Origin of the sequence: Paenibacillus sp. MER 180, assembly GCF_023713665.1 — a bacterium.
In the GTDB taxonomy this organism is placed as follows: Bacteria; Bacillota; Bacilli; order Paenibacillales; family Paenibacillaceae; genus Paenibacillus_B; species Paenibacillus_B suaedae.
Genome location: NZ_JAMAVT010000004.1, coordinates 1 through 18,822 on the forward strand (window position 1 = coordinate 1; position 18,822 = coordinate 18,822).

At 46.0% G+C, this 18,822-nt stretch carries 24 protein-coding genes; 5 read left to right on the plus strand and 19 right to left on the minus strand.

Annotation, left to right across the window (positions count from 1 at the left end; translation table 11 throughout):
• Window positions 1-202: 202 nt before the first annotated feature.
• The 6 genes from M3661_RS07280 to racE form a co-directional block, all read right to left on the minus strand.
• Window positions 203-1,732 carry a glycine betaine uptake BCCT transporter gene (locus tag M3661_RS07280; RefSeq protein WP_021253277.1) on the minus strand — a complete coding sequence of 510 codons (1,530 nt, stop codon included), beginning with the start codon at window positions 1,730-1,732 and terminating at the stop codon, window positions 203-205.
• Between the two features lie 117 nt (window positions 1,733-1,849).
• The gene (locus M3661_RS07285; RefSeq protein ID WP_005545996.1) at window positions 1,850-2,131 is read right to left on the minus strand and encodes a hypothetical protein; all 282 of its coding nucleotides are present in this window, start codon (window positions 2,129-2,131) and stop codon (window positions 1,850-1,852) included.
• A gap of 106 nt (window positions 2,132-2,237) precedes the next feature.
• Entirely contained in the window at window positions 2,238-2,459 is a 222-nt protein-coding gene (locus M3661_RS07290) for a YuzB family protein (RefSeq protein WP_021253279.1), read from the minus strand.
• A gap of 125 nt (window positions 2,460-2,584) precedes the next feature.
• Window positions 2,585-2,863: a YkvA family protein gene (locus M3661_RS07295; RefSeq protein WP_251483262.1), complete on the minus strand. Its 279-nt coding sequence runs from the start codon at window positions 2,861-2,863 to the stop codon at window positions 2,585-2,587.
• Between the two features lie 99 nt (window positions 2,864-2,962).
• Window positions 2,963-4,165 carry a M14 family zinc carboxypeptidase gene (locus M3661_RS07300; protein WP_065293623.1) on the minus strand — a complete coding sequence of 401 codons (1,203 nt, stop codon included), beginning with the start codon at window positions 4,163-4,165 and terminating at the stop codon, window positions 2,963-2,965.
• Between the two features lie 197 nt (window positions 4,166-4,362).
• Window positions 4,363-5,175, minus strand: a complete 813-nt coding sequence (racE, locus tag M3661_RS07305; RefSeq protein WP_021253282.1) for a glutamate racemase — start codon at window positions 5,173-5,175, stop codon at window positions 4,363-4,365.
• Between the two features lie 197 nt (window positions 5,176-5,372).
• Between racE and M3661_RS07310 the strand changes: the two genes are divergently transcribed.
• Window positions 5,373-6,545: a phosphodiester glycosidase family protein gene (locus M3661_RS07310; RefSeq protein WP_094183206.1), complete on the plus strand. Its 1,173-nt coding sequence runs from the start codon at window positions 5,373-5,375 to the stop codon at window positions 6,543-6,545.
• A gap of 109 nt (window positions 6,546-6,654) precedes the next feature.
• On the opposite strand, the gene M3661_RS07315 is transcribed toward M3661_RS07310, so the two are convergent.
• The 7 genes from M3661_RS07315 to M3661_RS07345 form a co-directional block, all read right to left on the minus strand.
• Window positions 6,655-7,038 (minus strand): YtxH domain-containing protein, encoded by a 384-nt coding sequence (locus M3661_RS07315; protein WP_065293622.1) that lies wholly within the window; start codon window positions 7,036-7,038, stop codon window positions 6,655-6,657.
• Between the two features lie 32 nt (window positions 7,039-7,070).
• Window positions 7,071-7,511: a DUF948 domain-containing protein gene (locus tag M3661_RS07320; protein ID WP_065293621.1), complete on the minus strand. Its 441-nt coding sequence runs from the start codon at window positions 7,509-7,511 to the stop codon at window positions 7,071-7,073.
• A gap of 218 nt (window positions 7,512-7,729) precedes the next feature.
• Entirely contained in the window at window positions 7,730-8,377 is a 648-nt protein-coding gene (locus tag M3661_RS07325; protein ID WP_065293620.1) for a helix-turn-helix transcriptional regulator, read from the minus strand.
• A gap of 92 nt (window positions 8,378-8,469) precedes the next feature.
• Window positions 8,470-8,898, minus strand: a complete 429-nt coding sequence (locus tag M3661_RS07330; protein ID WP_251483264.1) for a DUF86 domain-containing protein — start codon at window positions 8,896-8,898, stop codon at window positions 8,470-8,472.
• A gap of 179 nt (window positions 8,899-9,077) precedes the next feature.
• Window positions 9,078-9,455, minus strand: coding sequence for a cupredoxin domain-containing protein (locus tag M3661_RS07335; protein ID WP_021253288.1), 378 nt, complete (start codon window positions 9,453-9,455; stop codon window positions 9,078-9,080).
• A gap of 191 nt (window positions 9,456-9,646) precedes the next feature.
• Complete coding sequence (locus M3661_RS07340) at window positions 9,647-10,543, minus strand: AraC family transcriptional regulator (protein WP_251483265.1); 897 nt, start codon at window positions 10,541-10,543, stop codon at window positions 9,647-9,649.
• 70 nt (window positions 10,544-10,613) lie between these two features.
• Complete coding sequence (locus tag M3661_RS07345) at window positions 10,614-10,778, minus strand: hypothetical protein (protein WP_251483267.1); 165 nt, start codon at window positions 10,776-10,778, stop codon at window positions 10,614-10,616.
• A gap of 191 nt (window positions 10,779-10,969) precedes the next feature.
• On the opposite strand from M3661_RS07345, the gene M3661_RS07350 reads away from it, so the two are divergent.
• Window positions 10,970-11,224 (plus strand): hypothetical protein, encoded by a 255-nt coding sequence (locus M3661_RS07350; RefSeq protein ID WP_021253290.1) that lies wholly within the window; start codon window positions 10,970-10,972, stop codon window positions 11,222-11,224.
• A 251-nt stretch (window positions 11,225-11,475) separates the two neighbouring features.
• Here M3661_RS07350 and M3661_RS07355 read toward each other — a convergent pair whose 3' ends face one another.
• Entirely contained in the window at window positions 11,476-12,261 is a 786-nt protein-coding gene (locus tag M3661_RS07355) for a CPBP family intramembrane glutamic endopeptidase (protein WP_251483269.1), read from the minus strand.
• A gap of 120 nt (window positions 12,262-12,381) precedes the next feature.
• Here M3661_RS07355 and M3661_RS07360 point away from each other — a divergent pair, with 120 nt between their 5' ends.
• Both M3661_RS07360 and M3661_RS07365 read left to right on the plus strand, forming a co-directional pair.
• Complete coding sequence (locus M3661_RS07360; protein ID WP_065293616.1) at window positions 12,382-12,654, plus strand: hypothetical protein; 273 nt, start codon at window positions 12,382-12,384, stop codon at window positions 12,652-12,654.
• Between the two features lie 26 nt (window positions 12,655-12,680).
• Complete coding sequence (locus M3661_RS07365) at window positions 12,681-12,971, plus strand: hypothetical protein (RefSeq protein WP_028533835.1); 291 nt, start codon at window positions 12,681-12,683, stop codon at window positions 12,969-12,971.
• Window positions 12,972-13,181: 210 nt separating this feature from the next.
• On the opposite strand, the gene M3661_RS07370 is transcribed toward M3661_RS07365, so the two are convergent.
• The 5 genes from M3661_RS07370 to M3661_RS07390 all read right to left on the minus strand — a co-directional run bounded on the left by M3661_RS07370 (window position 13,182) and on the right by M3661_RS07390 (window position 17,948).
• Complete coding sequence (locus tag M3661_RS07370) at window positions 13,182-13,520, minus strand: hypothetical protein (protein ID WP_251483272.1); 339 nt, start codon at window positions 13,518-13,520, stop codon at window positions 13,182-13,184.
• A gap of 3 nt (window positions 13,521-13,523) precedes the next feature.
• Window positions 13,524-14,129, minus strand: a complete 606-nt coding sequence (locus tag M3661_RS07375) for a 4-hydroxybenzoate synthetase (RefSeq protein ID WP_251483274.1) — start codon at window positions 14,127-14,129, stop codon at window positions 13,524-13,526.
• A gap of 81 nt (window positions 14,130-14,210) precedes the next feature.
• A complete protein-coding gene (locus tag M3661_RS07380; protein WP_251483276.1) occupies window positions 14,211-15,233 on the minus strand; it encodes a bifunctional 3-deoxy-7-phosphoheptulonate synthase/chorismate mutase in 1,023 nt (340 codons plus the stop codon).
• A 52-nt stretch (window positions 15,234-15,285) separates the two neighbouring features.
• Window positions 15,286-16,527, minus strand: a complete 1,242-nt coding sequence (locus M3661_RS07385) for a phenylacetate--CoA ligase family protein (protein WP_251483277.1) — start codon at window positions 16,525-16,527, stop codon at window positions 15,286-15,288.
• Between the two features lie 77 nt (window positions 16,528-16,604).
• Window positions 16,605-17,948: a phenylacetate--CoA ligase family protein gene (locus M3661_RS07390; RefSeq protein WP_072729800.1), complete on the minus strand. Its 1,344-nt coding sequence runs from the start codon at window positions 17,946-17,948 to the stop codon at window positions 16,605-16,607.
• 292 nt (window positions 17,949-18,240) lie between these two features.
• Here M3661_RS07390 and M3661_RS07395 point away from each other — a divergent pair, with 292 nt between their 5' ends.
• Window positions 18,241-18,771, plus strand: coding sequence for a tetratricopeptide repeat protein (locus tag M3661_RS07395; protein WP_251483278.1), 531 nt, complete (start codon window positions 18,241-18,243; stop codon window positions 18,769-18,771).
• Window positions 18,772-18,822: the final 51 nt, after the last annotated feature.

Sequence of the window (18,822 nt, forward strand, 5' to 3'; positions counted from 1 at the left end):
GGCTTTTCACCTAACGAGTACCGACGAGCTTCATAATAAAGATACCTCAGCTCTATTCATATGAGCTGAGGTATCTAAACTAACCATTTTTGTTTTTTAAACTGTCCACTTGACAGGGAGCACTTCATCATCGCAAGCGGCTCTTCTTATATCTTCTTGCTGACCGTGAACCAAGGTGCACAGACATCATGTAGTGCAATGTTTACAGTAAATCCTCCTGCTCCAACAGCTTATCAACCTTGCGCCGTCTGCGCTTCTCCTTCAAGCGGTAGTCCCGCTCCTCTTTGCGAAGCGCCTTCGTTATGGACAGACACATCCCGAGCAGAATGACGGCAAATGGCAGGGCTGTAAGAATGGATGCGGTCTGCAATGCCTCCAAGCCGCCTCCGAGCAGCAGGACAACTGCGATAAGGGACTGGAATAAACCCCATGCAATTTTAATCAGCGCACTTGGATTCGGATTCCCATTCGTCGACATCATGCCGAGCACGAAGGTTGCGGAATCTGCTGATGTAACGAAGAAGGTAATAATCAGCAGCGTCGCCAGAATGGCAATATAACTTCCAAACGGCAGAGCATCCAGTGTTACAAACAATGCTGACGTAATGTCCGCTTTGACCGACTCTACGATTGGGAGTCCATCGAACATTTCCAACTTCAGACCCGTAGCACCGAATACCGAGAACCAAATAAAGCTGAATCCACTTGGCAACAGCATCGTTCCTAGTACGAATTCCTTAATCGTTCTCCCCCTGGAGACACGCGCAATAAAGGAACCGACAAATGGCGCCCACGCTATCCACCACGACCAATAGAACAAGGTCCAGCTTGCTACCCAGGAATCTTCTGTGAACGGCGTCAGCCGCAGACTCATCTGAATAATATTTTGCAAGTAACCGCCAAGCGTCGTAGTAAAGGAATCAAAAATAAAGGATGTTGGACCCAGCAGCAAAGTGAACAAGAGCAAGCCTAACGCGATCAGTAAATTCGTATTGCTGAGAATACGAATTCCCTTGTCCAGTCCCGACACTGCAGAAGCAAGGAACAACACCGTTACAATTGCAATAATGATGACCTGCACCGTTGCATTGCTCGGAATACCAAATGTGTGGGCAAGTCCACCATTAATTTGCATCGCACCGAGACCTAGCGATGTTGCTACCCCGAAGGCCGTTGCAATAATCGCCAATATGTCGATCGTCTTACCGATCGGCCCCTTTACCCGATCGCCAAGCAATGGCTCAAAAGTCCAACTGATCAAGCCATTATGGCCTTTTCGGAACGTAAAATAAGCGATTCCCAGCGAGACAAGCGTATAAATGCCCCAAGGATGCAATCCCCAATGGAAGAAGGAATAGCGCAGCGCTTCATTCGCAGCACCAGGCGTCATCCCTTTCAGCGTTGGCGGATTTATGTAATGGCTGATGGGTTCGGCCACCCCCCAGAATACGAGCCCGATCCCCATACCTGCACTGAACAGCATGGCGAACCAAGAAATATTAGAGTATTCCGGATCATCATCATCATTGCCTAGTGTAATATGTCCAAACTTGCCAAATGCAAGATAAAGACAGAATACTAAAATGATTAGCGCCGTAATCAGGTAGAACCATCCAAACCGCTCTGTCGTAAATGACAAGGCTGCGCTAGATTGCGTGGATAAGCTCTCCGGGGACAGGAACCCCCAAATTACAAACGCTAAAATAACTACTACTGATATTCCAAATACCATAACCTCACTCCCAGATGCTAAGACTTGATGTCGGCGATGGAAGGGCAAAAAAATCCCAGACATAGTCCGGGACAAGAACAAACATCATGACGATAAAAGACAATAAATTGCGTGCACCTATCCCTCAAAGGAATCCAGTTGGTCTGCACCAATGGAATTCAACCGGGATTGCTCCGCTGCAAGCATTTCTTCAGCTAATTGGACCGGATGTGGATTATCGCTGTCTGCGGCCTGTTGTACGGCACGTTCAGCGTGTTGAAGAGATTGCTCCGCCTGATAGACGGATTGGTCCGAAGGATGTGACATTGCTTGAGATACAGCGTTGTGCGCTGTCTTGACTGCGTTCTGCGCTTGCGAAATCGGGTTTTGCGATTGCAAGCTTGAGTCATATTTGGACATGCTGCGTGCCTCCTGCGCCAGAGTATGGACTGTTTCCAACAGAGAGTAGTTGTCTCCAACGATTAGGATATCGCTTCGCAGCTGTTTCTATGCGGTTAAAAACTTACTATTTCACAAAAGGCTTCGCCTTCTCGATAGCTTCATCCTCCGTCGGAGCGATTACGTATCGTCCGTTGATAAAGATGAACACTCGCTTGGCACAATGCCCACAGTATGACTTACAGCCGATCTTGATATCCGCTTCCGGATCTAGACCTTTGACTTTCGGCAAAAAAGTCTTCATTTTGATATGCCGACATTTATCACAAATACGAATATCGTTCGCCATTGTTCTTCACTCCGCTTTACCCCATTGTCTTGTTGTACTTTCGCAATGAAATTGTTGCGTTCGCCAACCTCTATGTCATTGTACGGGAACCTGGGGCGAGAAGCAACCTTTTGCGTCACATTCCGTCATTTTAGGTTCGGATTTTCATATTTTAGGGCACGTTTGGAAAACCAAGGCAGCAGAATTAAGGTGAGAATAATGTCATCAATCGGCATAAATGGAATCAAATCCACCGGAATCAACCAGTAGATAACAATTGCACCTACAAATACTGCCTTCTCCCAATAAGGAACACGCTTCGATGTCAATAGTCTTGGCACCGAGCTGAGAAGCAGCCACAACCTCTGCCAAGACCGCTTAGGACGTGGTCGCCGTTGTGGGCTGCGTGGAGTTGGATTCGCCAATGGTTACACACCTCCTGCTGTTAGTGTGCGTAGCGAATCAGAGATCATACAACAGCATGCGGCAATGCCCTTGCGTGCCCACCATTATCGTTGCCTTCGCTATGGAAGCAGCGCTTCCTTCATGATAGCGGCGACTTCCCGATACATCCCATCGAAGTCATCGAGCGGCAGTGGACTTATTCCGTTGCCAACTTCAATCGTGAAACCAGGCTTCCTATAGCGCTGTATGAACCAATCCTTATAGCCTGCATCGCTGCCTGACAACTTCACTGCCCGATATCCACTTGCCCTCTGGAATCGTTCTGCCCAGGCTAAGGATTCATCTGGTTCGAAATCACGATAGTTCCAATATATTTCCTGTCCTTGCGTATGGAAGGACAGAGCAAGCTCAAATGGAATCCGCTCTGATAATCCCGCCAGCGCAGCTGCTTCCGGCTCAGACAGCGGTCTCGTCCCACCATAGTTGAGAGGTGCTGGCGAATACACACCCCTTCGGGCTTGTTCTTCCTCCCAAAAGGCAGGGAACTGATCATTGAGATCAATCCCGCGAATATTGGCTTTCCAACGATGGAATCTGCGGGAGCCTTGATTCCATTCCATAATCGAATTGTAGAACGGGTGATTCGGGGAGATTCCTTCTTGCACAAGCTCTACCCCATCAGGATTCGTCATCGGTACGATCCACAATGTCGTTCGCTCATACGCAGCAAGGGGATCCCATCCGTTCCATGCTCCGCCACTGTCGTAGGCTCTTGCATAATCTTCGGCAAATTGCATCAATAGCGCCGATGTGATCCATTCATTTGCATGTACGGAACCATTCGCATGTACGGGCACAGTACCGTTGCCGATTACAATTGCGGGAATCGGCTTACCCAGCACACTCATTCCGATCTGTTCAACGCGGACGAAGGGATAACTGTTCTGCAAATGATGAATGTCTCGTACTAACTGACCATAACCGTATTCGGTGGTCTTCCTCTCCCATTCCCTACTCCACTCGTAAGGGATTAGCATCAATTGCCCTTGTATGATTCTCCTCGGATCAATGGTTGGATTCGCTTCGGCGAGTCGCTGTGTCGATACTTGGAATCGCTGAGCGATATGATAGAACGTGTCTTTTGCCTGCACTACATACTTATTAATCGGCAGCTCCGGAATATCAATTACTTGTCCGGGAATTGCGTATCCCTCTAAGCGCAGCTGAGGGTTGGCGTTCATCAACGCATGCAGTTGTATGCCGTAACGTGCACAAATACGAAGATAGGTATCCCCTTTTTGCACTAGATAAGGAACAGCCACGATTGTCGCTCCTCTCCCAATTCGTTATTGGTTGAGCATATGCGGCGGGATAGAGGTTCATAACTTCAAGGATGATCATCCCTAGGTCGTAACACAGAGAAGGCGTTCCTATCTGGCAGACTATCTGCTCAAAGGAACGCCCTCAAATATCATGATCATATATAAGTTCATGAATCTCATTGAATGATAAGTTTGGATTACATGATTTTAGGAATTTGCCAAATGACTGGAGTAGCCTGAATCTGCTCGCCGAGCCACTGGCGGGCGATATTCTGGAATATTTCCGGATCGCCGCTGCAGAAAAACTGATGAACCGGTACCGCTTCCGTATTCGCCAACTGGCTTTTGTCCTGCAAAATCGTACTGATCTCGCGCGCTGTCTCTTCCGCTGAGTTAATTAGTTGTACCTTAGGCCCAATCGCATCTTGGATAGAATCGGACAGGAATGGATAATGGGTGCAACCTAAAATGAGAGTATCAATAGGTACATTCTGCAACTGTTCGAGTGACTCGCGTACAACATCAGAAGTTGATTCACTGTTTCTAAACATCCCCCTCTCGACAAGAGGTGCTAGACGAGGACAAGCTTGGCTGACTACTTCAACATGAGGGGACAGCCGCTTCAATGCTTGTTCATATGCGCCACTGCGGATTGTGCCCTCTGTACCGATAACACCGACATAGCCGCTATTGGTAGCGGACAGCGCCGCACGGGCACCTGGATGAATGACTCCGATTACAGGAATGGACACGTAAGCTCGAATATATTCCAATGCTACGGCTGTCGCTGTATTGCATGCAATTACGATCATTTTAGGCTGAAATTGAATAAGATAATCTACGATTTGACGGGTGAACAGCCTTACTTCCTCGGCAGTACGAGGACCATAAGGCGAACGGGCTGTATCACCGAAATAGATGACTTTCTCCCGCGGCAGTTGACGCATCACTTCTTTGACAACTGTCAACCCTCCGACACCCGAATCGAGCATGGCTATAGCTTGCTGCACGAATACACCGCTTCCTTCGTCTCTTGATTGACTGACCTTACTTACCATATGTACTCTTTAAATAAAACGTACCTCGATCTTATCAGTAAGAAGGACAAGGTTCAAGCCATCCCGTACTGGCAAAACACGGTGCGAAACTTTTTGCTTCCAAAAAACGTCATTAATAGGTGGAGACAAATCAGAAAGGGTTGAAAAAGATGCAAACGGAGCGTTCTATCTCCAAACACAATAAAAATCGAGCGTTGCCTCCGCGCCACGCAATTCGAGCAAAACAGCGGACTAGCAATCCCAAGCAAGGGAAGCCGAGGAAGAAACGATCTGTATGGCGCATTCTGCGCATGGTTGCGGCTATCTTCATCCTAATTTGCTCCCTTGGCGCCGGATGGTTATTCCTGACCCCTTCCGGTACAGATATGCGGTTCTTGATTGCCGATACACTAATCACGACGCAGCATCGACACTGGGCCAAGTATATTATTGGTCAGGACGAATTAGACAAGCGTGTCCAAGAGTATTGGAAGAACTTCGAGCGAATGGGAGATGAGAAAGCCACGATTGATATCAAGAAGCCTTCCATTGCTGAACAAACCAAAAAACCACTCATCGAATATAAGGAAGTAAGTGGTACAGGCGCTACCGGTGCTTCGTTCAGTGGGTATCTGATGATAGTGAACGATCCATCCAAAATTCGAATTGGCGTTCCCGGCAAGGCCGGAAGAGGCGAGAAGGTCTCCAGCATGGTAAAACGTACTGGTGCCCTTGCAGGAGTCAATGGCGGTGGATTCGCAGATCCGAACTGGGAAGGCAATGGCTTCAAACCAATCGGAGTCGTCATCAACGACGGCAAGTTATATTACAACGGAGTAGGCAAGAAAAATACACAAATTGTAGGAATAGATAAGGATGGGAAAATGGTCGCCGGCAACTTCTCGGTGAGCGAGCTGCTCGACATGGGGGTAAAAGAAGCAGTTACCTTCCAGCCTCGCATGATCGTGAACGGCAAGGGGCAAATCCGCAATCATGCTGACGGCTGGGGAATTGCACCCCGGACGGTAATGGGGCAGCGTGAGGATGGAGCAATTTTATTCCTTGTTATTGATGGCCGCCAGCCTCATAGTATCGGGGCAGACTTATACGACTGCCAAAAAATTATGCTAGAGAATGGCGCAATCATCGCTGCTAACTTGGACGGAGGCTCGTCTACCGTACTTGTCGAGAAGGACGGCGTCATCAAAAATTCACCATCAAGCCAATATGGCGAACGTTACTTGCCTACTGCATTTTTAATTTTTGAACATCCTGAAGAAGCGAACATCCCCAACATTTGGGAAGGGTTGAATCCGGGTGATATCGATCCATCCAAGTGGTAATCAACCTAATTAGACGTATTTGAAAACACAATGATCCCTACCATCTCATTGCTTACGCATAAAGTGGTAGGGATTTTTAACAATAAACGCTGCTAACGTCTCCTTACAGCTATTGTACTTCTTCCTTATTCTCTCCATCCTGCACGTTCACTTCCGCCTCTGCTTCCTCATTCCATTTCTCAGTCGGTTCTGCTGTATGTTCAGCGGATAAACTTGAAATGGCCGCGATTTGCGCCTCTTCTGAATTCCGCTGTTTCCATGAGCTGAAGCCTTGCTTGAAGGATGCAACCTTGCCCTTGGCGGATGAAATCAATTCGTCTGTCTGCTCTCCAACCTGTCTTGCCCACTCCTGTGTCCGTTCACTGACCTGCTGTGCACCCTCTGCAATATCTTTGCGCAGCTCGCGACCGCTCTTCGGTGCGAACAGCAATGCCGATACCGATCCAATCACACTTCCGATTAATGCCCCTATCCAAAACTTCTTATTGCTCATCTTTCCTTCCTCCTCATCACTCAGTTCCCGGTCTATTTCTCCGAGCTAGGAGATGTAGACGAGCTAGGAGAGCGCCCAGATAGCTTCCCTTGAATGGAGGCCCATATAGAGCATCCTAGCTCGAATAGCTGGAGGATATCCGTCAATCGCTGCTTCCCTGCAGATTCCGTACCTTGCTGGCTAGCATGAGATATAATTCGCTCCAATGCATCATTTCCTCGTTGAATGATATCCCGGGCACGCTGCAATTCATGTGTCCACTCCTTGACCGTTCCTACTGTCTGTTCTGTTTCCTTCAGCACATCCTCAGCACGACGCGTCAACACTTGGAGCTGGTGAGCTAATTGCTTCCCTTCATCCAAACTAGCTTCTGCCTTCCCCAATGTGCGCATCCCACGGATAATCAGAACGATAGCAGCTATACATACAGCACTCCAAGCAATAGCAGCCAACAAGATGCTCCATTCCGTCATCGTCTCCCCTCCTTAGCTGTGAAATCAACCGGGCGCATGCCCATGTCGTATTGACAGTATAAGGAAGTTGGGCTCGTATTGACACAACCATGCCTGTACTTTTTGGGTATGCCTGTCCTGTGCAGCACAAAAAGACAGACCCCTGAGGGGTCTGCCTACATCTACCTAACATATGCAGGAATACGGCTGTGCAACGGTGTGCGCTGAACTCATTCCATTTATTCCTGCTTGTCTGTTCGAGGACGAATCTTGTACGTACAGCGCTGACCCCGCTCAGCAAGACATTCTGTCCGTTCTACATCACTATCCAGTAAATCCCGGAACAATGCTAGTTCACAAGCACACGGTTCTTTATATTGCTGAGCGACTTGTGCGATCGGACAATTGTACTCATGCAGGAGCCAGCTTCCATCGTCTGCTTGCTCCGTCTCTACCATATATCCATTTGAGTCTTGGATGTGACCAAGCGCTTCTATTCGTGCTTCAAAATTCTTGCCTTGGACAAGGGGTGTGTATTTTTCCAGCATCGACTGTTTTCTGCCTTCGAACAGACGTTGGACACTATTCTCATCCTGCCAAGATTCCATTTCTTGAAGCAGATCTAATATAAGCTGATGATATTGCTTCGGAAATCGTTCATCGCCCGTATCGGACAAGCGATACATTTGCAAGGGACGACCCATCTGCTGACGAACCATTTCGGTGTCCAGCAAATGATCCTGCTGCATGGCATATAAGTGCCGTCTTACCCCCATCTCTGTCATCTCCAGCTGCTTGGCAAGCTGAGCAACAGACATAGCCCCATTTGTCTTGAGTAAGCCCATAATCTCTTCACGTGTGGATGATTTGCGTACTGGTTGTTTCATGTAACCACCTTAACTTTGGTTGTCATCGTATCGTCATTGTATCGCATCACTCCCATACAGACAACAACCTTGCCTAAGATACCATACATGAATTATTTCAGTGCCAGTTCCTTCGTTATGAATTGACGAACAGATTGAGCGAATTCTGGCAGCCATACAGGGAGGCTGGACAGCTGAGGATGTATCGTCCCTCTCTCCCAGGCGATATAGTCTTGAACCAGCGCCCTGCGCAGGACGACAAGCTGAAGCAGCGACGCATGAAGCTCAGGTGATACCGCTTGTTCCTGTGCAATAATCTCGACGATATCCTCATAGCTGCTCGCATCACGCATCAAGAATCCGTCAATAAGCAAGCTGCCGACATCGGTTATGATCTCGATCGCGATGTGCAGCGCACGTTCCTGCGCGAACGAGCTATGTAGACTTCCGTCCCATTTCGCTATAATCTGCTCTACTGTCTGTATGAGATTCGGTATAAAATCAAGACGCTGCTCGATCTGCTCCATGTTTACATAATACATTCGTTAGCCCTCCCCTGAGATGGTATAGCGTAGAACGAGGAATGTCGACTTCTACTTCATCCTTCAAAGCCTCTGTCTTCCGTCCCATTACTACATTCGGCGTAGGTGATCAATCTCCTGTTCCTGCCTGCGGCATGAAAAAAAGGAGCTTGCCAGCCCCTTCTCTCAACTGAAACGTATTATTCTACAATAAGAACCGATTTCATATCATCATGGCCTGTACCACACATAACCGAACATTGGATTTCGTATTTGCCTGGTTTCTCAAATACAACGTCCTTTTCCATTTGGCCATCCTTCAGATCAATGCCTAAATCTTTAATTTCAGCACCATGCAAGCCGGATTTGTTCACAAGCTTCATGCGAACCTTCTCCCCAGCCTTCACTTTATACTCCGGTTGGTCGAACTTAAAATCACTCGTTGCCACAAGCTTAACTAGAGTGACTCCCTCAGGAGCTGCCTCCTCGACCTCCGGCTTCGGCATATTGAACAGCATCAAGCCAGCGGCAAGCAGGCACGCAATGCTGAACAAAATGAACATAGCCCATTTCTGCATAACAGTTCTACGCCCCTTCGTCAGTTACATTCATCACTTCTCATATTACAAAATCTTTCCTATTTCACTCAATACATTCTTGTAAATTTCGGAAGCAAATTTTGTAAATGTGACAATTCAATGAACATCAAATAGGTGTAAAATGACATCTCTTGTGTCTTGAGGAGAAGATATCCATGTAAAAAATAATATTACGCTTCTAGCTGTTCATTCGTATCTCGCAGTTCACTAGGTGACATTTGGAAGTGATCCTTGAATAGTCGATTGAAGTTGGACAGGTTGCGGAAGCCACTTTCTGCGGCAATCTCGATGATTTTTTCATTCGAAGAGGTTAATAACTGAGCTGCATATGTCAATCGAAGCCTGATGAGATAATCCAGTGGTGATGTGCCTACCGTCTGTTGGAACAACGCACTGAATCGGGATGGGCTTAAATGTGCCAAATCAGAGAGCTTCTTCAACGTCCATGGAAAGGCTAGTTGACCTTCCATTACGCGTATGACCTCTTTCACCGTCTGCACACCTCTAGATGGCGCAGGAGTATAGCTAGAGAGGGGTTTGCTAGCATATCTGCTAAGCAGCGTCAGCAGCCGCATGTATTGTGCTTGAACGATAGATACATAGCCAAACTCCCTCTGAGCCAGCTCTTGCTTCACATCCATCAACACTTCGGATAGCAATCCGCATTGCGGCATAGACCGATACAGGACATGTGGCACAGTTTGTCCGATACGATGTATTACGGAACTCATATCTTCGGCCCACCAACCATTCATCTGGTGAGGCGTCTCAAGATGAAACGCTTCCAGCAGCAGCTGATCTGTCCCGCATACCCGATGCAATTGCTGAGGTGGGATAAGCACAATGTCGCCCTGCTGGATCGTATACTGTGTTCCGTTAATGATATATAGGCCGTTGCCCCCAGCGACACGATTGATTTCCCAATGCGAGTGCCAATGCGCGAGGGTCACCCTTGGATGATTGCCATGCACCATTTGCTCGATTTTCGGCATCATCACGTTCTGCTGCTCGCCTCCCATTTCAACTGAAGCGTGGCCCGATGATTCTAAGTCAGAGTACCTTATCATATAATTATCAACCTCCTGGCATTCTGCTATGAATATAGAGGTGAACATTGGTTAAGATTATGAGAAAGGCTTATTTGCGTTTGTGTAAAGCGGAAATACTCTCAGCAAGTTTGGACACCCGCTCCTCCTGCTTCATCGTCATTCGCGCAAGTATGGCGTTAATTTCATTTTGAAGTTCGTTTCTCTTTTCAATTAGTTCACTAAGATGCTTGAATTCTGTGTCGTCTTCGTGCATGGTGGGCTCTCCTCCAATTTTGTCTGAGAATCATTCGCTCACTATATGTATCACCATCTGCAAGACAAATGAAAATACTTAATTTTTGGAATATGGATTTTCCACCCTTCGTGAAGAAATAAATTGACAAACGAGCCCAAACAACATAATATGTTACTTGCAAAAAATTTAAGGATGCAGGTGAAGCCAACGTGACCTATGAACCGATTGTAAAGGAAAAAACGTTAATCGAACGCAACGATGCCGATAACCTTTATCAAGTAAAAGTAAAATTGCAAGATGGTACGCTATGCCGCGTCTTTTATAATCACGGTGCCAAACATGTTAGCAGACTGCTTACTATTCCATGCCCGATTTGCCGCAAGGACTTCATTTGCAAATGCATGAGTCGCTTCGCAGACCAACTTGACGAGCAGATCAACTTGCCTGAACTGCTGGCTAAGTAAATCGCACAACGATTCATCCGTTCGGATTCGTTCACTGAATATAAGCAGAAATACAAACTCTCTTACTGCCTCGTGCGGGAAGGGAGTTTTTGTTATGCCTTGCAGCATAAACTTCCTGCCCTTTTTCTCCTCTCAACAAAGCAACCTAATTATACCATTTATTCATTGTAAATTTGAATAACCCTCCATTTTCTAAAATTTTTTTTATCTTCCCTTTCCTAGCTGTGAACGCATGTTAGTACCGCTCGCGGCTATAAGAGCAGACCACTGAAAATCATAAGAACATTCATCCACGTATGCCAGACCACGACAGGAATGAGGCTGTTGGATTTGATCGTAATTCCTCCGAAATACAGCCCACCCAGCGCAAAAGCGATGCAAACGCCCCAAGGGAATCCAAGGGAATAATGCTGTAAACCAAACCCTGCGCTAGTCACAATTACTGCCCACCTATCACCTAATTGTTCAGAGAACCGGCTAAGAAGCACCCCTCGCCAGATGATCTCCTCCAACACATTTATGAATGAAAAAGCGAGCGCGAATAACCAAATCTCTTGCACGTGACCCCATCCGTTTCGAATCACAAACGGCATAAAAGCTACAGAAGTCGCTGCAATTGCGACGGGCAAGAAAACCTTAACTTTGGATTGACGGAAGCCCGACCAAATAAATGGTATATCTATCCGCTCGTTCCAAAGCGGTTTTTTCGCATACAGCATAAAAGGTAATTTTTGAATAAGCGCTAAGACAAGCAAGGGAATGAGGATACAAATCAGTGACAATCTGTTGAGAAGGATATGCCATTCTTTGGGCTCCAAATCGTGAATCCAACTTGAGTTTATGAATAAATAGAGAGCAAATCCTGCACCCAAGCCTATCGTTGTCAGGAGAAATGATCGCATTGGCTTGTAAATGAAAAGCAAGCCAGTGCAGCATACCCACAAACTCATCAATATGTAGTTTTGCGTTTGCAGGGAGATCATAAGTGATCCAACCAAGAACAGACAAGCTACATTTCGAAATAAAGTGAAATTCATTCTTTATCCTCCTTATGGAATAGACAATCGTGGAATTACGCTGGAGGGTGCTCATGTGTCCATATTATCGAGGCACTCCATACATATACTGGACTATTGTGAGAGGATGTGAGTATTGACATGGATAGGAAGGAAATGGGCTTTGCTGATCGTGTAATCTTTATTCTCGGACTAACCCTAGCCGGTGTACTGACATTTGTCCTTCTGGTCGGAGTCATTGTTGCAATATTAAAATTTTTCATGGATAGAAAGGAACGAACCATCCAAGTTCAGCCAGCTCCAATGCTAAAGGATGATCCAAAAGCACCTTTGGAAAGTGTTTCGACAAGTGAGCAATTATCTGAAGAAAAAGAATTGCAAGTCAATGATGAGCAAGAGAGACCACCGAATTAGATGATTTTAGAATGGAGATGACACAATTGGCAACGAATAATCAAGGGATGTCGAAGTTCTTTAGTGATGTGAAAAACGGATTTTTACATTTCGCCAATACCTATTCCGTAGCGGTGAAAAGCGGCGCGAATGTGGCAGAGAAGCAAATTATTGATGCGATGGAGGATGCGGATCAACCATCCGATATTCCTGCTGGAAAGCTGTTCGCAGCCGTTAAAATTGGCGTACAACATGCCAGTGAGCATTTGGTGAATTCAGGTATGGAATTCGCAGAACAAATGAAAAACAGTCAGAAAAGCAATATGGAGAGAAAGTGAATTTTGCCATCGCTACAATTAAATAAAAGGGTTGACTCTCTGTTTCGTGTTTTCTCCTCTTGGTTGATGAACGTACGTTATTGACCAGAGGTTTTTTTGAGTTGGACACGCATCTGCTACGAGAGCATGGTTTGAATTATTGAGAAAACATAGGACCACTTCCTTCAACGATAATAAGAAAGCAGTCCCTATTACATTTTCATGTATTTATTACTCTTTATTTTCCTTATCTTTTGCTTTTTTTTCTTTTTCTTTTTCCTTTTTTTCTTTTTCACGCTGCTCTTTCTCAATCTCTTTTTGTGCTTTTTCTTGCTCCTTTTGTGCCTTTTCTTGCTCCTTTTGTGCTTTTTCTTGCTTCTTTGCTTGCTCTTTTGCCTGCTCTTCTTCTTTTTTCTTAGCTTTTTTCTCAATCTCCTTCTGTTCTTTCAGTCTCTCCTTTTCTTTCTTTTCTTCTTTTTTCTTTGCTTTCTTCTCAAGTTTAGCCTGCTCTTTCGCCTTTTCTTTTTCCTCTTTGTCCGTCGATTTCTGTTCTTTCATTTCCTCACTCATGTTTTATCCCTCCATTTTGGAATTGAGAACCTTGTTCAAACGGTATCTAATGACTTCTGGATTAAAATATTCAAGCATATGAACCCCTGGAAATACCTGAAAATAAATGTCATATCTCTTATAAGGGATTTTAGTAGTGTGCAGATCAGGGATACAAAGATTGAGAGGCTTTTGGAACAAATCAACAGCCTCTTCTTCGCCCTTGAGCCCAGAATCAACCACTTTCCTGTAGGATTGTAATCCCATCGAGCTGATTGCTTTGCCAATCCCCTCTTGTCTATGAGCAATACTCTCAAACAAAGAAGCGGGTACGTACTTTGAATTCACGATTGCAATATTGTGAGAAACGATAAAGTCACTTTTGTCGCTTATCAATAATGATTCTCTCAGATATAAAGGAGCGGCAGAGGAGTCCACTTGATAATCAGCAGGTACTTCATTCAATTGCTCTTGTCGAATGACCGTTACGCGCATCTTTTCATCCAACAAGGTTTCCAGCAAATCTGTTGTCCTTCCATCTGTCACTAATAGCAAATCGAAAATCAGTTTCTGCAAAAAGTCCAATTCTTTCCCCGCATACTGCGAGTCCTTGCCATCGGTATCTGTCATACAGTTACCTCCATTAGCCGTATGTCAGCTCGTGTTGATATATAACCTGTGTACAGCAACTTCTGGTATGATAACTTGCTGCTAACGATAGAGACCGGAATCGCGGAGACCCTGCAAGAAGGTGTGAAATTCGTCAAGATTCAACTGCTGCTTCGCATCAGAAAGTGCAACCTGCGGATTCGGATGCACTTCGACCATAATACCGTCCGCGCCAGCTGCTAACGCTGCTTTCGCGCATGGAAGCATAATATCCTTACGACCAGTCGCATGGGTAACATCCACGAGAACAGGGAGATGGGTCTCTTGTTTCAATATCGGAACAGCAGAAATATCGAGTGTATTACGCGTCCATTTCTCGTAGGTGCGAATTCCGCGCTCAATTAACATAACTTGGTTATTCCCGCTGGATAGCAAATATTCAGCCGCAAATACGAATTCCTCGAGTGTGGCGGAGAGACCGCGTTTCAACAAGACAGGCTTTTGAGTTTGGCCAACGGCTTTCAGCAAATCAAAGTTATGCATATTGCGGGCACCAATCTGAAAGATGTCAATGTAACGAGCTGCCGTGTCAATATGCATAGGGCTCATGATCTCACTGATCGTCACCATCCCCGTTTCATCAGCCACTTCCTTCATGATTTTCAATCCTTCTTCGCCAAGGCCTTGGAAATCATACGGTGATGTTCTTGGTTTATACGCGCCTCCTCGTAAGACGGTAATGCCGGCATTCCTCATTGCGGAAGCAACGGTAAGCAGCTGATCTCTGCTTTCAATAGAGCAGGGGCCAGCGACGATAATAGGCGAAGAGCCGCCGATTTTAGTATGATTTACTTGAATAACGGTATCCTCACTCTTATGCTGGCGGCTAACGAGAAGCTTGCGCTCAGCAGGAGCCTCTTTTTTTATTTCGGGATTCGCCAAAGAATGGGCAGCAAGCTCTTTCAGTAGTTGTTGGTTGCCAACTGGCTCCGCTTGTGAAATGCCCTGCTTATTCTTTTCTTGAATGATTTCCGCAGCCATTCGTGCACGTTCGTTCATCAGATCAAGCAATTGTTGGTTAATTCCATCCCATTGCGTAATTAATTGTTTCCATTTGTCGCTCAATACGAGTACACCCCTCTTTTTCACAATTGACTGCAGCCTTTCCCTCATCAGCTTAGATTTTATTTCGCTTCTGGATATATACCGGTTTGGTCGATGGCGCGTTATTCACGAGCCCAACTCGATCGAGAAGCGTTGCGTCGGTAATGATTTGAAGGGTGATTGGTAAATGAAGCTTTTCAGCTAATCGAGTTTGGATGTCCTCCCTGCTCCATTGTCCAGCATCGTGCGAATCAAGAAGAACGTACAATCCCTCTTCTTGCTCCAATACCTTCCATGCATCTGGGGCAGGTATCAACGAGTAGATAGCTTCTTGGATGTCATAAGCATCTAGAATCGTATCACCGATTACGATCCGATCCTTACTTCTACCGTAATGCACCAACTTGCCCATTGCTCGCCCACAAGCACACCTGGAAGGTTCAACGGAGATAATATCTTCATTAAAGTATCGCAACAGAGGAGAAGCTTGATGTGTGAGCGTTGTTATCGCCGCAAACCCTCTTTCTCCTTGAGCAACAGGGCCTGAACCATCTTCATGCAGCACTTCCACGTAAAAATCCTGCTCCACGATATGCATCGAGCCATACTCACACATGGTTGCAATATTCGCGGTTTCAGTCGAACCATACATATTAAAAACGGGTACACCCCACAGCCTCTCGATATGCTCTTTGCGTTTCTCGCTCATTAACTCACCAGCAACGCATATAGCCCGTAGCGCTGGTAATTCTTTGTTCACATCCAAACCAATGAGACGCGCTGTCTCAGCCAGAAGCTCCATCTCGCGCGGAAGCCCCGCTAATACAGTAACTTGTAGGCGCTTCATAAGACTTAATACTCTCGGATATGGTGTAACTACCGTACGTCCGCTTGCAGGTACAACCCCTGCTCCTGTCTGCCAAGCAGCTTGCTGCATTAAGAAGGCGGGCAGCGCCATGGCATACGGGAATCGAATCAGCACAAGATCATCCGCTGTTAATCGGACTCCGCATTCCTGAAGCTGTCTTCCGCCTACTCGCATATCTTCATGCGTGAACCAAGAAGCGGAAGGTTCTCCGGTTGTACCCGTGGATTCGTGGTATTGGGCAATCTTGCTCATTTCGACAGCTAGGTGTCCGAAAGTACCGGCATTCCGGAGATCTTCTTTCGTTGTCAAGGGCAGTGTTTGAATGTGCTCCATCCCGATATCATCGATGTTATAGTTCGCTAATCGATCCTGATATAGAGGAGATTTCATTAGGCGTACTAATAAATTCTTGAACTTCTCCTCCCGCTCCCTCTGAATATCGGTCATAAGGGCACCTCCTCTCGGCGTAACACGGCGCTTTAGGATGGTTAATGCGAATCCTTGGCCCCATGCTCCTAGCTGTCTTACGTGAATATTCGCGTTGCTTTGCCAAAAGTCCGAGGAATATCATGTCTGATTTCCACTTCGCAATCAATGCCGATTCGATCCGTCATATGCTTCCGGATTTTCGTTGCCAATTGCTCATCTGTTAATTCCGTCCGAAACGGTTCGGCTTCAATCTTGAATGATCCCTGATTCAATTTGAAGTGATACCACATACCCACATCTGGAATTTCCATCAAAAATTGTTCTAATAGGAACGGTGAGTAGTCCTCATCCCCCAATCGAATCATACTCTCCATTCTTCCTCTCAAATGCAGGACGTCCATCGTGAGACCACAATCACATTTGGATTTCTGTAAATATCCGATGTCCCCACTGCGATAACGCACCATTGGCATGGCCTCGCGCAACAGCGTCGTTACAACGATTTCTCCCGTCTTGCCGTAAGGAAGCTTTTCCTGCGTAACTGGATTAATAATTTCGACTTTTACATGTCCCTCCATCACGTGATAACCTTTGTGCTCACTGCATTCGACCGCAACGACGCCGCATTCGGTCGAACCGTAGAAGAAGGATACTTCGCATCCCCACCATTTTTCCAAACGCTCACGGAATTTATAGGAGCAGCCTTCACCTGTAAGCACTATTTTTTTCAATCGTATGTCTTCACCTATTTTGATGCCGAACCGCTCGCTTTCTTCAGCCAAAAGCGCCGCATAAGAGGGCGTCGTAGTCAGAACGGTAGCTTGGAACTCCTTCATCAATTCTAATGACTTATCGACGGGAGCCATGTAACCGCCTTTGCCAAGTGACAGTACTGCCGTTCCAAATGCAAACTGAAACAACCGCTGAAACCCAAGACCAGGCAGAGCAAATTCATAAGGCAAGGCGACGGCTACCACATCAACATCCGTTTCCTTAAACAATTCCAAATATTTCGGCAGCAAATCATAGACATACTGATCAGCTAACGAGTACGAGGTATAAATAGGCTTTCCCGAAGTACCGCTCGTAAGGTGAACCTGCCCGATTTCTTTCGGGTCTACACATAAGATCTTCTGCTTATCGCCTCGAATGACGTCTTTATTCAATAGCGGTACATTTGTTAATTGCTCCAGGCTTTCAATCTCCGGCACTGTAAAGCCTGCTTCTTCCAGCTTTGAACGATAATATTCATTGCGGTCCCAAACATGAGCAAGCGTGGCGTTAATTGCTTGTAACTGATACTCTTCGATTTTTTGCCGAGGCAGCTTCTCAATAGTGCTTCCATCCTCATCCAATTTCGTGAAAAATGCTTTGAATTGTTCTAGATGGGATGTATGTTCGTCCACGGTTACCTTCATTTTATGGGTTTGTGCTTTCATAAAAATCCTCCTAACCATTTTCAGTCCACACCTGCGGCATGTTATTCGTCTAGCATTCTCTCAATGTTGTTTGTACTCCCCATCCCTCCAAGTCATCCTTATATGAAATGCAGGCAATGTCACCCTTGACTCGGACAACTGTATATCTTCTGAAAACTGATTTTTTCATCCAATCAATGCAGTAGGGACTCGCATATCGTAGCAATTATATAACCTTCGAAATCATGAGTTGTTGGCGTAGAGGGACTCGACTTTCAAATGAATGGCGAAGCAAATTGGAGGTTAGGCATACATGTCATCTGACAGCACTCCTGAAAAACAATTCAAGATCGCAAAAAAGCTTCTTCAAGATGGAGTTGATGGAGACAAACAGGCAGCGAAAAGAGCGCATGAGAAGCTTTTAAGGCTCCGTGAGACCCAGCCTCATCATGCGCTTATTGAAGCCTATTACGGTAGTTCATTAGCCCTCTTATCACGTGATGCCGTCAAACTTGTTGAGAAAGAAGAAAAAGCACTCGAGAGTTTGGAGGTATTGAATCAAGCAGTAGAAATGGATCCCAACGAAAAAGAAATTCGCCTCTTACGCGGAAGTGTCTGCCTGCATCTGCCGGAGTCTTATTTCTATTCTTCGAGAATAGCGATCGAGGACTTCACATTCCTCCTTGACCGTTATCAACAAGATTCAGATTACCTTACCCACAAACAAGTCAGAAGAGTACTTCGAAAGCTGAGCAAAGCCTACCAAAATAGCGGCAATCCCGCCAAGGCGAATGAAGTCTCACAGCGTCTTGCCTCCATGTATCCAAAGAAAAAAGATGATTAGAATCATGCAAGCGAGCAATGTGTTCATGCATGAGTACAGAGAGGATGAAAT

Excerpts from the sequence above, each read along its gene's own strand:
- M3661_RS07280 (WP_021253277.1), bottom strand. The coding sequence starts at position 1,732 with ATGGTATTTGGAATATCAGTAGTAGTTATTTTAGCGTTTGTAATTTGG.
- M3661_RS07285 (WP_005545996.1), bottom strand. The coding sequence starts at position 2,131 with ATGTCCAAATATGACTCAAGCTTGCAATCGCAAAACCCGATTTCGCAA.
- M3661_RS07290 (WP_021253279.1), bottom strand. The coding sequence starts at position 2,459 with ATGGCGAACGATATTCGTATTTGTGATAAATGTCGGCATATCAAAATG.
- M3661_RS07310 (WP_094183206.1), top strand. The coding sequence starts at position 5,373 with ATGCAAACGGAGCGTTCTATCTCCAAACACAATAAAAATCGAGCGTTG.
- M3661_RS07315 (WP_065293622.1), bottom strand. The coding sequence starts at position 7,038 with ATGAGCAATAAGAAGTTTTGGATAGGGGCATTAATCGGAAGTGTGATT.
- M3661_RS07320 (WP_065293621.1), bottom strand. The coding sequence starts at position 7,511 with ATGACGGAATGGAGCATCTTGTTGGCTGCTATTGCTTGGAGTGCTGTA.
- M3661_RS07325 (WP_065293620.1), bottom strand. The coding sequence starts at position 8,377 with ATGAAACAACCAGTACGCAAATCATCCACACGTGAAGAGATTATGGGC.
- M3661_RS07330 (WP_251483264.1), bottom strand. The coding sequence starts at position 8,898 with ATGTATTATGTAAACATGGAGCAGATCGAGCAGCGTCTTGATTTTATA.
- M3661_RS07335 (WP_021253288.1), bottom strand. The coding sequence starts at position 9,455 with ATGCAGAAATGGGCTATGTTCATTTTGTTCAGCATTGCGTGCCTGCTT.
- M3661_RS07340 (WP_251483265.1), bottom strand. The coding sequence starts at position 10,543 with ATGATAAGGTACTCTGACTTAGAATCATCGGGCCACGCTTCAGTTGAA.
- M3661_RS07345 (WP_251483267.1), bottom strand. The coding sequence starts at position 10,778 with ATGCACGAAGACGACACAGAATTCAAGCATCTTAGTGAACTAATTGAA.
- M3661_RS07355 (WP_251483269.1), bottom strand. The coding sequence starts at position 12,261 with ATGAATTTCACTTTATTTCGAAATGTAGCTTGTCTGTTCTTGGTTGGA.
- M3661_RS07360 (WP_065293616.1), top strand. The coding sequence starts at position 12,382 with ATGGATAGGAAGGAAATGGGCTTTGCTGATCGTGTAATCTTTATTCTC.
- M3661_RS07370 (WP_251483272.1), bottom strand. The coding sequence starts at position 13,520 with ATGAGTGAGGAAATGAAAGAACAGAAATCGACGGACAAAGAGGAAAAA.
- M3661_RS07375 (WP_251483274.1), bottom strand. The coding sequence starts at position 14,129 with ATGACAGATACCGATGGCAAGGACTCGCAGTATGCGGGGAAAGAATTG.
- M3661_RS07385 (WP_251483277.1), bottom strand. The coding sequence starts at position 16,527 with ATGACCGATATTCAGAGGGAGCGGGAGGAGAAGTTCAAGAATTTATTA.
- M3661_RS07390 (WP_072729800.1), bottom strand. The coding sequence starts at position 17,948 with ATGAAAGCACAAACCCATAAAATGAAGGTAACCGTGGACGAACATACA.
- M3661_RS07395 (WP_251483278.1), top strand. The coding sequence starts at position 18,241 with ATGTCATCTGACAGCACTCCTGAAAAACAATTCAAGATCGCAAAAAAG.